This window comes from Mycobacterium simiae (assembly GCF_010727605.1).
GTDB lineage: Bacteria > Actinomycetota > Actinomycetes > Mycobacteriales > Mycobacteriaceae > Mycobacterium > Mycobacterium simiae.
On record NZ_AP022568.1, the window covers coordinates 1,819,029 to 1,832,167 of the forward strand.

General features: G+C 68.8%; 15 protein-coding genes. 12 read left to right on the forward strand and 3 right to left on the reverse strand.

Annotated elements, in window-relative coordinates:
* Nucleotides 1-61: 61 nt before the first annotated feature.
* Nucleotides 62-1,672 carry a fatty-acid--CoA ligase FadD8 gene (gene fadD8 / locus G6N33_RS08395; protein WP_101528200.1) on the forward strand — a complete coding sequence of 537 codons (1,611 nt, stop codon included), beginning with the start codon at nucleotides 62-64 and terminating at the stop codon, nucleotides 1,670-1,672.
* A 77-nt stretch (nucleotides 1,673-1,749) separates the two neighbouring features.
* On the opposite strand, the gene G6N33_RS08400 is transcribed toward fadD8, so the two are convergent.
* Nucleotides 1,750-2,289 (reverse strand): TetR/AcrR family transcriptional regulator, encoded by a 540-nt coding sequence (locus G6N33_RS08400; RefSeq protein ID WP_044509739.1) that lies wholly within the window; start codon nucleotides 2,287-2,289, stop codon nucleotides 1,750-1,752.
* Nucleotides 2,290-2,371: 82 nt separating this feature from the next.
* Here G6N33_RS08400 and G6N33_RS08405 point away from each other — a divergent pair, with 82 nt between their 5' ends.
* The 11 genes from G6N33_RS08405 to G6N33_RS08455 all read left to right on the forward strand — a co-directional run bounded on the left by G6N33_RS08405 (nucleotide 2,372) and on the right by G6N33_RS08455 (nucleotide 11,820).
* Nucleotides 2,372-3,310, forward strand: coding sequence for an aldo/keto reductase (locus G6N33_RS08405; RefSeq protein ID WP_044509738.1), 939 nt, complete (start codon nucleotides 2,372-2,374; stop codon nucleotides 3,308-3,310).
* Nucleotides 3,311-3,324: 14 nt separating this feature from the next.
* The gene (locus G6N33_RS08410) at nucleotides 3,325-3,795 is read left to right on the forward strand and encodes a nitroreductase family deazaflavin-dependent oxidoreductase (protein ID WP_044509737.1); all 471 of its coding nucleotides are present in this window, start codon (nucleotides 3,325-3,327) and stop codon (nucleotides 3,793-3,795) included.
* Nucleotides 3,796-3,808: 13 nt separating this feature from the next.
* Nucleotides 3,809-4,711 carry a 1,4-dihydroxy-2-naphthoyl-CoA synthase gene (locus G6N33_RS08415; RefSeq protein WP_101528199.1) on the forward strand — a complete coding sequence of 301 codons (903 nt, stop codon included), beginning with the start codon at nucleotides 3,809-3,811 and terminating at the stop codon, nucleotides 4,709-4,711.
* Nucleotides 4,712-4,735: 24 nt separating this feature from the next.
* Nucleotides 4,736-5,632 (forward strand): SDR family oxidoreductase, encoded by an 897-nt coding sequence (locus G6N33_RS08420; protein WP_044509736.1) that lies wholly within the window; start codon nucleotides 4,736-4,738, stop codon nucleotides 5,630-5,632.
* Nucleotides 5,633-5,657: 25 nt separating this feature from the next.
* Nucleotides 5,658-6,065, forward strand: coding sequence for a VOC family protein (locus G6N33_RS08425; RefSeq protein WP_044509735.1), 408 nt, complete (start codon nucleotides 5,658-5,660; stop codon nucleotides 6,063-6,065).
* Between the two features lie 97 nt (nucleotides 6,066-6,162).
* On the forward strand, nucleotides 6,163-7,389 hold the full coding sequence (locus G6N33_RS08430; RefSeq protein WP_044509733.1) for an inorganic phosphate transporter: 1,227 nt from the start codon (nucleotides 6,163-6,165) through the stop codon (nucleotides 7,387-7,389).
* Nucleotides 7,389-7,688 (forward strand): hypothetical protein, encoded by a 300-nt coding sequence (locus tag G6N33_RS08435; RefSeq protein ID WP_044509732.1) that lies wholly within the window; start codon nucleotides 7,389-7,391, stop codon nucleotides 7,686-7,688. The genes G6N33_RS08430 and G6N33_RS08435 overlap by 1 nt, the downstream gene beginning before the upstream one ends.
* Nucleotides 7,689-7,739: 51 nt before the next feature.
* The gene (locus tag G6N33_RS08440; RefSeq protein WP_044509731.1) at nucleotides 7,740-8,063 is read left to right on the forward strand and encodes a DUF3349 domain-containing protein; all 324 of its coding nucleotides are present in this window, start codon (nucleotides 7,740-7,742) and stop codon (nucleotides 8,061-8,063) included.
* A 68-nt stretch (nucleotides 8,064-8,131) separates the two neighbouring features.
* Nucleotides 8,132-9,223 (forward strand): o-succinylbenzoate--CoA ligase, encoded by a 1,092-nt coding sequence (gene menE, locus G6N33_RS08445; protein WP_231382693.1) that lies wholly within the window; start codon nucleotides 8,132-8,134, stop codon nucleotides 9,221-9,223.
* The gene (locus G6N33_RS08450) at nucleotides 9,220-10,572 is read left to right on the forward strand and encodes a hypothetical protein (RefSeq protein WP_044509729.1); all 1,353 of its coding nucleotides are present in this window, start codon (nucleotides 9,220-9,222) and stop codon (nucleotides 10,570-10,572) included. The genes menE and G6N33_RS08450 overlap by 4 nt, the downstream gene beginning before the upstream one ends.
* 6 nt (nucleotides 10,573-10,578) lie before the next feature.
* Nucleotides 10,579-11,820 carry an APC family permease gene (locus G6N33_RS08455; RefSeq protein WP_101528197.1) on the forward strand — a complete coding sequence of 414 codons (1,242 nt, stop codon included), beginning with the start codon at nucleotides 10,579-10,581 and terminating at the stop codon, nucleotides 11,818-11,820.
* On the opposite strand, the gene G6N33_RS08460 is transcribed toward G6N33_RS08455, so the two are convergent.
* Nucleotides 11,817-12,479, reverse strand: coding sequence for a TIGR04282 family arsenosugar biosynthesis glycosyltransferase (locus G6N33_RS08460; protein ID WP_044509727.1), 663 nt, complete (start codon nucleotides 12,477-12,479; stop codon nucleotides 11,817-11,819). The two genes, G6N33_RS08455 and G6N33_RS08460, sit on opposite strands and share 4 nt — an antisense overlap.
* Nucleotides 12,476-13,132, reverse strand: a complete 657-nt coding sequence (locus G6N33_RS08465) for a glycosyltransferase family 2 protein (RefSeq protein WP_044509726.1) — start codon at nucleotides 13,130-13,132, stop codon at nucleotides 12,476-12,478. Before G6N33_RS08465 ends, G6N33_RS08460 begins: the two co-directional genes overlap by 4 nt.
* Nucleotides 13,133-13,139 lie beyond the last annotated feature (7 nt).

Genomic DNA, 13,139 nt, shown 5'->3' on the forward strand with positions numbered 1-13,139 from the left:
GGCGCGTGGCGTTATGGAGGGTGCGGCTGACCAAAATTGCAACACGTTCTAGTCTTGCCCCATGACGGACGACCTGCTGCGCAATCCGACCCATAACGGCCATCTGTTGGTGGGCGCGCTCAAGCGCCACAAGACCAAGCCCGTCCTATTTCTCGGCGACACCACCCTGACCGGCGGTCAAATGGCCGAGCGCATCAGCCAGTACATCCAGGCCTTCGAGGCGCTCGGCGCCGGCACCGGTGTCGCCGTCGGTCTGCTGTCACTCAACCGGCCCGAGGTGTTGCTGATCATCGGCGCGGGCCAGACCCGCGGCTACCGGCGCACCGCGCTGCACCCGCTGGGGTCGCTGGACGATCACGCCTACGTGCTCAACGACGCCGGGATCAGCTCGCTGATCATCGACCCCAACCCGATGTTCGTCGAACGCGCGCTGACCCTGCTGGACAAAGTGCCGGGGCTGCAGCAGATCCTGACCATCGGCCCGGTGCCCGAGCAGCTGCAGGGCGCGCGGGCACACGTCGTCGACCTGGCGGCCGAGGCGGCCAAGTACGACCCGGCACCCCTAGAGGCCGCCGAGCTGCCGCCGGATCAGGTCATCGGATTGACCTACACAGGGGGCACCACCGGTAAGCCCAAGGGCGTGATGGGCACCGCGCAGTCGATCTCGTCGATGACCCAGATCCAGCTCAGCGAATGGGAATGGCCGGAGAACCCGCGGTTTTTGATGATCACCCCGCTCTCGCACGCGGGAGCGGCGTACTTCCTCCCCACCCTGATCAAGGGCGGCGAAATGCATGTGCTACCCAAGTTCGATCCAGCCGAGGTGCTGAAAACCGTTGAGGAGAAGCGCATTACGGCTACCTTCCTGGTGCCGTCGATGTTGTATGCGCTGATGGACCATCCCGATTCGCATACGCGCGACCTCTCCTCGCTTCAGACCGTCTACTACGGCGCCTCAGCGATCAACCCGGTGCGGCTGGCCGAGGCGATCCGCCGCTTCGGCCAGATCTTCGCCCAGAACTACGGGCAGTCCGAAGCGCCGATGGCCATCACTTATCTGGCCAAGGGCGAGCACGACGAGAAGCGGCTCTCCTCCTGCGGGCGTCCGACACTGTTCGCGCGGGTGGCACTGCTGGGCGAGGACGGCCAACCGGTGCCGCAAGGCGAGCCGGGCGAGATCTGCGTCAGCGGGCCGCTGCTGGCGGGCGGCTATTGGAACCTGCCCGAGGAGACGGCGAAGACGTTCAAAGACGGCTGGCTACACACCGGCGACATGGCCCGCGAGGACGAGGACGGCTTCTACTTCATCGTCGACCGGGTCAAGGACATGATCGTCACCGGCGGCTTCAACGTGTTTCCCCGCGAGGTCGAGGACGTCGTCGCCGAGCACCCGGCCGTCGCCCAGGTGTGTGTGGTCGGCGCGCCCGACGAGAAGTGGGGCGAAGCCGTCACCGCGGTGGTGGTGCTGCGCGCCGACGCGCCGCGCGACGAGGCCGCCATCGAGGCGATGACCGCCGAGATTCAGGCCGCGGTCAAGGACCGCAAGGGCTCGGTGCAGTCGCCGAAGCGAGTGGTGATCGCCGAATCGCTGCCGTTGACCGGGCTGGGCAAGCCGGACAAGAAGGCCGTCCGCGCCCAGTTCTGGGAGGGCGCCGCCCGCTCGGTCGGGTAGGGAATGCCCGCGAGCGTGAAGGTAGCTTCACGCTCGCGCCCGAACGTGAAGATAACTTCACGCTCGGCGGGTGGGCGTCAGCGAGTCACGCCGGCGACCAGCAGGTCGAGCATGCGTCCGGTCTGCTCCGGCGTACCGCTGACCAGGAAGATGCCGATTAGGCTGGACACCACGTCGTCGGCCTGCACATCGGCGCGCAGCGTCGCGTCTTCCGCACCGGCTTGTAACAGCAGCTGGACGGCGCCGACGATGCTGTCGCGAGTCTGGCTGGGGGCAATAGCACCCGAAGCGAAGATCGCCTGCAAGGACTCGGCCATGCCGCGTTTGGCGGCGACGAAGCTCGCGTAGCGGTCCATCCACCGTCGCAGCGCAATTTTGGGCGGATGCCGCTTGAGCAGCTGCCCGGCGGCCGCGGCCACCTCGGCAAGCTCGGCCTGGTAGACCGCCTCGACGAGGGCTTCCCGGTTGGGGAAATGGCGGTAGAGCGTTCCGATTCCCACACCCGCGTCGCGGGCGATCGATTCGAGCGAGGCCGATGCGCCGTTCGCGGTGAATGCCGCGGCGGCCGCGTGCAGCAGCCGCTCGCGGTTGCGCCGGGCATCGGACCTTACGGCCATGCGGAGGCTCCTCCGGTTCTGCTACGCTCAAAAACGGAGGGTCCTCCGCATTTCTCCAGTGTGTCACAAACCAAGGAGCACCATGACCGACAAACCACTGCCCGGCGGTACCGGGCGCCTGGGCACGGCCACCGTCGCCCGCATGGGCTACGGCGCCATGCAACTCCTCGAGCCGTCGCCAGACGACGCGGCCGCGGTGCTGCGTCGGGCGATCGAACTCGGCGTCAACCACATCGACACCGCGTCGTTCTACGGCCCCGGCGAGGTGAACCGGCGGATCCGTGCGGCGCTAGCTCCATACCCTGACGACCTCGTCATCGTCAGCAAGGTCGGCGCCCGCTTCACCGGCGGGCAACCCATCCCACTCGCGCCCGCGCAGCGACCCGCTGAGCTACGCGCGGCCGTCGAAGACGACCTGCGCCAGCTCGGCCTGGACCGCGTGCCGGTGGTCAACCTGCGCCGGCTCGACGTCGGGATCGGTATGGCCGCCGAGGGCGACCAGATCGTCGGCCTCGACGACCAGCTCGCCGAGATGATCGCGCTGCGCGACGAGGGCAAGATCGGCGGGATCGGCATCAGCAGTGTGCCGTTCGACGTGCTGCGGCGAGCGCTGCCGGCCGGCATCGTCTGCGTGCAGAACGCCTACAGCCTGCTGGACCGCTCCCAGGAAGAGATGGTCGATGTCTGCAACGCCGAGGGCATCGCCTGGGTGCCATACTTCCCGCTCGGCTCGGCGTTCCCGGGATTTCCGAAGGTCGCCGACAACCAGGTGGTGGTGGAGATCGCCGGCGAGTTGGGCGTCACCGGTGCCCAGGTGGGGCTGGCGTGGTTGCTGGCTCACACCCCGAACACGTTGCTGATTCCCGGCACCCGGTCGATCGCCCACCTCGAGGAGAACATCGGTGCGGCCGACGTCACGCTGAGCGCCGAGGCGATCGCCCGCCTGGACGCCGTCACCACACCCGGTGCCGATTTATGGGTGAACGGTGTCGAACCCTTCTTGGAGGCGCCGCAAACCTGACTACTGTTTCAGGCATGGGTACGCCCGACGGGTCGACGCCGCACGCCAAACCCCCGTGGTGGCTCAAGCCGGCGAACAAACTCTTCATCCAGATGTCGAAGCTGGGTATCAGTTTCGGCGGTGAAAGCCCGGTCGTGCTGACCGTGCCCGGTCGCAACTCCGGCGTTCCCCGGTCCACCCCGATAACCCCGATGACCGTCGACGGCCGGCGCTACGTAGTTGGTGGCTTCCCCGGCGCGGACTGGGTCAAAAACGTAAGGGCCGCAGGCGAAGTCACGCTGCGGCGCGGGCGTACGACGGAGCGGGTCCGGATGGTGGAACTGTCTGCCGAGGACGCCAAGCCGCTGTTGCGGGCGTTTCCGACCGAGGTGCCCACCGGGGTCGGCTTCATGAAGCGGTCCGGACTGGTTAAGGACGGAAGGCCCGAAGAGTTCGAGGCACTGGCCGGCCGTTGCGCCGTATTCCGATTCGATCCCTTGGATTAGGAGTTCAAAACCATTGACCGACAACCCGTTTGACCCTTCACGGTGGCGTATCGTCGACGGCTTCGGCGACCTGACCGACATCACCTACCACCGCCACGTCACCGACGCCACGGTGCGGGTGGCGTTCGACCGCCCGGAGGTGCGCAATGCCTTTCGGCCGCACACCGTTGACGAGTTGTACCGGGTGCTCGACCACGCGCGGATGTCACCCGATGTGGGTGTGGTGCTGCTGACCGGCAATGGGCCCTCGCCCAAGGATGGCGGGTGGGCGTTCTGCTCGGGCGGCGACCAGCGCATCCGCGGGCGCAGCGGGTACCAATACGCCAGCGGCGAAACCGCCGACACCGTCGACGTGGCCCGCGCCGGCCGGCTGCACATCCTCGAGGTGCAGCGGCTGATCCGGTTCATGCCCAAGGTGGTGATCTGCCTGGTCAACGGCTGGGCGGCCGGCGGGGGGCACAGCCTGCACGTGGTGTGCGACCTGACCCTAGCCAGCCGCGAGCACGCCCGCTTCAAGCAGACCGACGCCGACGTCGGCAGCTTCGACGGCGGCTACGGTAGCGCCTATTTGGCCCGTCAGGTCGGCCAGAAGTTCGCCCGGGAGATCTTCTTCCTGGGCCGCCCGTACACCGCCGAGCAGATGCACCACATGGGTGCGGTCAACGAGGTCGTCGACCATGCCGAGCTGGAGCGGGTCGCCATCCAGTGGGCGGCCGAGATCAATGCCAAGTCGCCGCAGGCGCAACGGATGCTCAAGTTCGCGTTCAACCTGCTCGACGACGGCCTGGTGGGCCAGCAGTTGTTCGCCGGGGAGGCGACCCGGTTGGCGTACATGACCGACGAGGCCGTCGAGGGCCGCGACGCGTTCCTGGAGAAGCGCGCCCCGGACTGGAGCCCATTCCCCCGGTACTTCTAGCGCCCCCACCTAGACTCGCCTCCCGTGAGTAAGAGTCCCCTTCGCCGGCTTACCGATCAGTTGGTGCTGGCCACCATGCGACCACCCATGTCGCCGCAAATTCTGGTCAACCGGCCGGCGATGAAACCGGTCCAGCTCGCCGGCCAGCGCATCCTGCTCACCGGGGCGTCGTCCGGTATCGGCGAGGCCGCCGCCGAGCAATTCGCCCGGCACGGGGCCACGGTGGTGGTGGTCGCCCGCCGCGCGGAGTTGCTGGACACGCTCGCCGACCGGATCACCGCCGCGGGCAACGACGCGATAGCGATACCGTGTGATCTGTCCGACATGGGGGCGATCGACGCGCTGGTGGCCGACGTCCAGAATCGCCTCGGCGGGGTCGACATTTTGATCAACAACGCCGGCCGGTCCATCCGCCGGCCGCTGGCGGAGTCGCTGGAACGCTGGCACGACGTCGAGCGGACCATGGTGCTCAACTATTACGCGCCGTTGCGGCTGATTCGCGGCCTTGCCCCCGGGATGATCGAGCGTGGCGACGGGCACATCATCAACGTCTCGACCTGGGGCGTGCTGTCGGAGGCATCGCCGCTGTTCGCGGTGTACAACGCGTCCAAGGCTGCGCTGTCGATGGTCAGCCGGGTCGTCGAGACCGAATGGGGCCCGCGCGGCGTGCACTCCACGACGCTGTACTACCCGCTGGTCGCCACCCCGATGATCGCGCCGACGAAGGCCTACCAAGGGATGCCGGCGTTGACGTCCGAGGAGGCCGCCACATGGATGATCACCGCCGCCCGCACCCGCCCGGTGCGCGTCGCCCCGCGGATGGCGATCGCGGCCAAGGCCCTGGACACCTTCGGGCCCCGCTGGGTCAACGCCGTCATGCAACGCCAGAGCCTGCAGCCCAACCGAGCAACCGATAACTGAGCCCCCGCGTGGTAGACACGACGGTATGGAGATCCTGGCCAGCCGGATGCTGCTGCGCCCGTCGGACTATCAGCGATCGCTAACCTTCTACCGTGACAAGATAGGGCTGGCGATTTGGCGTGATTATGGCGCTGGCACAGTCTTTTTCGCGGGCCAGTCGCTGCTGGAGTTGGCAGGATACAGCGAACCCGACCCGGGCCAGGCAGTCTTTCCCGGCGCGCTGTGGTTGCAGGTCCGCGACCTCGAGGCCACCCAGGCCGAGCTCGCGGGCCGCGGGGTGCAAATCGCCCGCGCAGCACGGCGTGAGCCCTGGGGGTTGAAAGAGATGCATGTGGCCGATCCGGACGGCCTGACGTTGATCTTCGTCGAGGTGCCGCCGGAGCACCCGTTGCGCCGCGACACCCGAAATGAACTACAGGAAAAATCGGGTTAACTGACAGGTAACATCAGTCGACGAGTCGTGGCCAACCTGCGTTTTTGCTCCGTGTGCATTCGACAATAGATTCCTTCTACCACCAGAATCAGGCGCTGTGGACATACAACTGTTCCTCTTGGTGATCGTCGTCGTCACCGCACTCGCTTTCGATTTCACCAACGGCTTCCACGACACCGCCAACGCCATGGCGACGTCCATCGCCAGCGGTGCCCTCAAGCCCAAAACAGCTGTCGCACTGTCCGCGGCGCTCAACCTCGTCGGCGCGTTCCTGTCCACCACCGTCGCGGCCACGATCGCCAAGGGCCTCATCGACTCCAGCGTGGTCACCCTGGAACTCGTGTTCGCGGGCCTGGTCGGCGGTGTCGTGTGGAACCTGCTGACCTGGCTGCTCGGCATCCCCTCCAGCTCGTCGCATGCGTTGATCGGCGGCATCATCGGCGCCACCATCGCCGCCGTCGGCGCGCACGGGGTGATCTGGAAGGGCGTCATGTCCAAGGCCATCATCCCGGCGGTGGTGTCGGTGTTTCTGGCCATCGCGGTCGGCGCCGTAGCGACCTGGCTGGTGTACCGGATCACCCGCAGCCTGAGGCGGGAGCGCACCGAGGCCGGCTTCCGCCGCGGCCAGATCGGGTCGGCGTCGCTGGTTTCGCTGGCGCACGGCACCAACGACGCCCAAAAGACGATGGGCATCATCTTCCTGGCCCTGATGTCCTACGGCTCGGTCAGCAAGAGCGCGGCGGTACCGCCGCTGTGGGTCATCGTGGCGTGCGCGCTGGCCATGGCCACCGGCACCTACCTGGGCGGCTGGCGGATCATCCGCACGCTGGGCAAGGGCCTGGTCGAGATTCAGTCGCCGCAGGGCATGGCCGCCGAATCCTCCTCGGCCGCAGTCATTCTGCTTTCCGCCCACTTCGGCTACGCGCTGTCGACCACCCAGGTCTGCACCGGATCGGTGATGGGCAGCGGGTTGGGCAAGCCCGGCGGCGAGGTCCGCTGGGGCGTGGCCGGCCGGATGGGGGTGGCGTGGCTGGTCACGCTTCCGCTGGCCGGGCTGGTCGGGGCGATCACCTACTGGATCGTCCACCTCATCGGCGGCTACCCCGGCGCCATCGTCGGCTTCGGGTTGCTGATCGCGGTCTCCACCGTGATCTACCTGCGGTCGCGCCGGACCAAGGTCGACCACCACAACGTCAACGCCGAGTGGGAAGGCAACCTGACCGCCGGCCTCGACGGTTCGGACGTCAAGCGGCCGCCCGGCGACGGTGACGCCAAGGTGGGGTCCGCTGCCAGCTCCGACGACGTGAGCGTGGGGCAGCTGTGATGGGCAGCCTGGGCGACTGGTTCAACTATGAAGCGACGCTGAAAATCCTGGTCTTCAGCATGCTTGCCGGGGCTGCGCTGCCGGGCCTGTTCGCGCTCGGCATCCGGCTGCAGGCACTCGGTGCCGGCGGCGCCGCCGCCGACGGCACCACGACCCCGCGCAACCCCGTGCTGGCGGGGTTGGCCTGGCTGATCTACGCGGTGGTGGTCGCGGTGATCATCATCGGGGTGCTCTACATCGCCCGCGATTTCATCGCCCACCACACCGGCTACCCATTCCTGGGCGCCAAGCTTAAGTAGCATCAGGTAGACGTATAACAACTACCGAGCCCTTGGGCGGAGTTGATCTTGGTGAACCGATTTCTCAGCTCGGTTGTGTCGTGGTTGCGCGCGGGCTACCCGGAAGGCGTCCCGCCGACGGATACCTTTGCTCTGCTGGCACTGCTGGCTAACCGTTTGTCCAACGACGAGGTCAAGCTCGTCGCCAACGAGCTGATGTTGCGGGGCGACTTCGACAAGATCGACATCGGCGTGATGATCAGCAAGCTCACCGACGAGCTGCCGTCCGAGGAGGACATCGAGCGGGTGCGGACCCGGCTGGCCACCCAGGGCTGGCCGCTGGACGATCCACACGGCGACGAGCACGACGAACTCAACGGTGGAGCACACGCATAGCCGTTCTGCGTGCCCTTCGCGTCTCACCCGGCTCCGCCGCCGCAGTGCTGTTGCCCGCGCTGGAGCGGGTGCTCTCCGGCCGGGATCCGGCTTTCGTTGCGGCACCTCCGGATTCGGTAGCCGAGCTGGCGGCCTTGGGTATCGGCGAAACCATCGACGACGACGTGGCCCTGGTCGCGACAACGTCGGGCACCACCGGAATTCCCAAGGGCGCCTTACTCAGTGCCGCGGCCCTGACGGCCAGCGCCACGGCCACCCATGAGCGGCTCGGTGGACCGGGTGGCTGGTTGCTGGCGTTACCGCCCTATCACATCGCCGGGATCCAGGTGCTGGTGCGCAGCCTGCTGGCCGGCTGCACACCCGCCGAGCTGGACGTCACCGCCGGGTTCGATGTCACCGAATTGCCAAGCGCCATAGCGAAATTAGGCGCAGGCCGACGGTACGCGTCGCTGGTGGCCACCCAGCTGGCCAAGGCGCTCGATGATCGCGCCGCCGCGGATGCGCTCGCCGAATTGGACGCGGTACTGCTGGGCGGCGGACCTGCTCCGCAACCGGTGCTGGATGCCGCGGCCGACGCGGGGATCGCGGTGGTGCGCAGCTACGGGATGAGCGAGACGGCGGGTGGTTGCGTTTACGACGGTGTTCCGCTGGACGGCGTGCGGGTGCGGGTGCAAGAGGACGGACGCATCGTGATCGGCGGCGCGACACTGGCCAACGGCTATCGCAATCCGGTCGATCCCGACCCGTTCGCCGAGCCGGGCTGGTTTTGCACCCAGGATGTGGGGGCGCTGGACGAGCGGGGTGTGCTCACCGTGCTCGGCCGCGCCGACGACGCGATCAGCACGGGCGGATTGACGGTGCTGCCGCAGCCAGTCGAAGCCGCGCTGAGCAGCCACCCGGCCGTCGGCGACTGTGCGGTCTTCGGTGTCGCCGACGACCGGCTAGGTCAGCGGGTGGTCGCGGCGATCGTGGTGCGCGACGGTTACCCGGCGCCGACGCTGGACGCGCTGCGCGAACAGGTGACGCGCACGCTAGCCGCCACGGCCGCACCGCGGGAACTGCACATCGTCGACGTGCTGCCGCGTCGCGGCATCGGCAAGGTGGACCGAATGTCGTTGGTACGCCGGTTCGACACCGATCGACGGGCCCCCCAACCGTGAGGGTTGCCCGTCGCGAGTTGCTGGCCGCCGTGGCCGCCGCCGTCGTGGTGGCGACCGCGGTCGTGCTGCCCGCGCTGAACATTGGTGTCCGGCCGCGGCTGGACCTCGGCCCGGAACGCTTCGTCACCCACGCCGTCGCCGAGCCGTTGTTCGCCGCCTGGGAGCTGCACGCCAGCTGGGGCACCATACCGGCAATACTGCTCGCCGTCGCCGCCGTCATGTGGGGACCCGCTGTCGCCCAACGACTTTCGTGGCGAACACTGACGTTGGGCAGCTGGGCCATGGCCTGCGGGTGGGCGTTCGCGCTGGCGATGATCGACGGCTGGCAACGCGGCTTCGCGGGCCGGTTGACCACCCGGGACGAGTATGTGACCCAGGTGCCCAGCATCACCGACATACCAGCGGCGGTGCGAACGTTTGCCAGCCGGATCCTGGATTACCAACCGAACTCGTGGATCACCCACGTGTCCGGACACCCACCCGGCGCGCTGCTGACGTTCGTGTGGCTGGACCGCATCGGCCTGCACGGCGGCGCCTGGGCGGGGCTGCTGTGCCTGCTGGCCGGGTCCAGTGCGGCGGCAGCCATGCTGATCGCCATCCGCGCCCTGGCCGACGAGCCGACCGCGCGACGGGCCGCGCCGTTCGTCGCGATCGCGCCGACCGCGATCTGGGTGGCGGTCTCGGCCGACGGCTACTTCGCCGGTGTCGCCGCCTGGGGCATCGCGTTGCTAGCGGTGGCGGTGCACCGAAGGGTCCGGTTTCCCGCGCTGGTGGCCGCCGCCGCGGGGCTGCTGCTGGGCTGGGGAATCTTCCTCAGCTACGGCCTGGTACTGATGGGCTTCGCCGCGGTGGCGGTGCTGGTGTCAGCGAACGACTTTCGGGTGGCGCTGCGGGCGCTGGGCCCGGCCGTGCTGTCCGCCGTCGGGGTGGCGGTGGTGTTCGCGGTCGCCGGGTTTTCCTGGTTCGACGGCTATACCCTTGTGCAGCAACGCTATTGGCAGGGCATCGCGCACGACCGGCCGTTTGGTTACTGGTGGTGGGCTAATCTGGCCTGCGTGGTGTGCGCGATCGGCCTCGGCGGTGTCGCGGGCCTCACCCGGGTGTTCGACGTCGCTGCCGTCCGCCGCCGCTGTGGGTTCCACCTGCTGCTACTCGCGATGTTGGCGGCCATCGCGTGCGCCGACTTGAGCATGCTCAGTAAGGCCGAGGTGGAGCGGATCTGGCTGCCGTTCACCCTCTGGCTCACCGCCGCGCCCGCGCTGCTGCCGGTGCGGTCACACCGGCTGTGGCTGGCGGTCAACGCCACCGGGGCGCTGCTGGTGAACACCGTGATGGTCACGCACTGGTAGGCGGGGATGACAAAACAACCGGAACTGGCGCGTCGGCTCGATACGACCGACGCGGTCGTGATCGGACTGGGCTCGATGATCGGCGCCGGCGTGTTCGCCGCGTTCGGGCCCGCCGCGCGGGCGGCCGGCGCCGGCCTGCTGATCGGGTTGGGGCTGGCGGCGGTCATCGCGTACTGCAACGCCATGTCGTCGGCGCAACTGGCCGCGGTTTATCCGACATCGGGCGGGACGTACATCTACGGGCGTGAGCGCCTCGGCCCGTGGTGGGGCTTTATCGCGGGATGGGGATTCGTGATTGGCAAGACGGCCTCCTGCGCGGCCATGGCGTTGACCGTCGCCGCGTATGCGGTGCCCGGGGCGCCGGTATGGATGCAGCGCGCGGTCGCGGTCGCCGCGGTGGCGGTGCTGACCACCCTGAACTATCGCGGGGTCACCAAGACCGCACTGCTGGCCCGAATATTGTTGGTGTGCACCATGATTGCGTTGGCCGCCGTCGTGGTCGGCATCGTGGCGGGCAAGCACGACCCGTCGCAGCTAAGCGGGGCATGGCGGACCGGCTCCGTGTACGGCGTGCTGCAATCGGCCGGCCTGATGTTCTTTGCCTTCGCCGGGTATGCGCGCATCGCGACGATGGGTGAAGAGGTCCGCGATCCGGCGCGGACCATCCCCCGCGCGATTACCATCGCCCTGGCGATCGCGGTGGTGCTGTATGCGGTCGTCGGCGTCACCGCGCTGCTGGCCGTCGGACCGGATCGGCTCGCGCGCGCCGCCGCGCCGCTGGCCGAGGCGGTCCGGGCGGCCGGCCATCCGGCCCTGGTGCCGGTGATATCGGCGGGTGCCGCGCTGGCCAGCATGGGTGCCCTGCTAGCACTGATCGCCGGGCTCGGGCGCACCATGCTGGCGATGGCCCGGCATCGCGACCTGCCCGCCTGGCTGGCCGCCGTCCACCCGGAGCACCGGGTGCCGCACCACGCCGAGATCGCGATCGGCGTGGTGGTCTGCGCGCTGGTGAGCATGGTCGATCTGCGTGGGGTGATCGGTTTCTCGTCGTTCGGGGTGCTGATTTACTACGCGATCGCCAACGCCGCCGCCGTCACGCTGCGTCGGCGCCGTGCGGTGAACATCTGCGGCCTGGCGGGGTGTCTGGTGCTGGTCGCGACGCTGCCGTGGGAATCCGCGGTCGCCGGGCTCGCGGTATTCGTCGTCGGAGTCGCCGGGCGCGCGGTGCTTCTCACGGCGCGCCGCTAGAGTCCGGCGCTTCGGGTGACTCGAGCGAACCTGCTGGCCGGTCGGCACGCCGGTCGCACCACGGCCACGTCGTCGGCGACGTCGAAGTCGGCCAGTCGCTGCACATCGACGACGTCGATGCCGTTGTCGCGCAACGCTTTTCGGGTGAGTTCGCCGGTGTCGGGTTGCGACATCGGCACGGTGCGCAGGCATTCGGCCATGGCCGCATCCTGCACGCCAAGCACCCACCAGCCGCCGTCGTCGGCGAGCCCGAGCACGGCCGGCGAGCGCAGTAGCCGTCGCGCGCAGGCGGCCAGCAGGTCGGCGGTCACCTGCGGGGTGTCCATTCCGATCTGCAGCACCGGGCGGCCGTCCGAGGCGTCGAGGTGCGCGTTGGCGAGCCGCTCGGCGAAGCCGGCACCGCGCTGGCCGATCACCCGGAAGGACGACAGCCGCTGCCGGATCGCCGCCGCGGCGGCCCCCGCATTGAGGTCACCGGTGAGCGCGACGACCCGGGCCGCAACCGGGGCGGCGGCCACCGCGTCCAGCGTGTCCAGTAGGGCGGCTGCGGCGATGTCGGCGGCGACCCGCTCGCCGACCGTCGCGGCCAGCCGGGTCTTCGCCAAGCCGGGCTGCGGCGCCTTGGCCACGACCAGCAGCGTCACCGGAAGATCGGTCACGAAATCACCTTCCAAAAATCCAGAATGGCGGTGATGCTGCCCCGCAGCGAACCGCTGACCTTGGACTTGCCGCCGGTGCGGGGGCCGTAGCTGACGTCGAGTTCGACCACGCGCCAGCCGGCGGCCGCGGCGCGCACCAGCAGTTCGAGCGGATAGCCCGACCGCCGGTCGGCCACCCCCAGCCGCAGCAGGGCGTCCCGACGGGCCACCCGCATCGGTGCAATGTCGTGGACCGGCAGGCGATGGCGGGTGCGCAGTCGCCAACTCATCACCACGGTGCCCACCCGGGCGACCCACGGCCAGTGCAGACCGGCGACGGGTCGACGCCGGCCGACGGCCAGCTCCGCGCCCTGCTCGAGCGCCGCGACCAGCCGCGGCAGATCGCCCGGATCCATCGAGCCGTCGGCGTCGATGACCGCCACGATCGGCGTCGACGCGGCGACCACGCCGGCATGCACCGCTGATCCGTACCCGGGGCGCGGTTCGGCGACCACGTCGGCGCCGAACTCGGCGGCGACTCGCGCGGTGTCATCGGTGCTGTTGTTGTCGACGACCAGCGCCCGATACCCGGCCGGGATGGCCGCCAGCACCGCCGGCAGCGACTCCTCCTCGTTCAGGCACGGCAGCACCACCGTGACCAGTTCGTCAGCCATTCCGGTA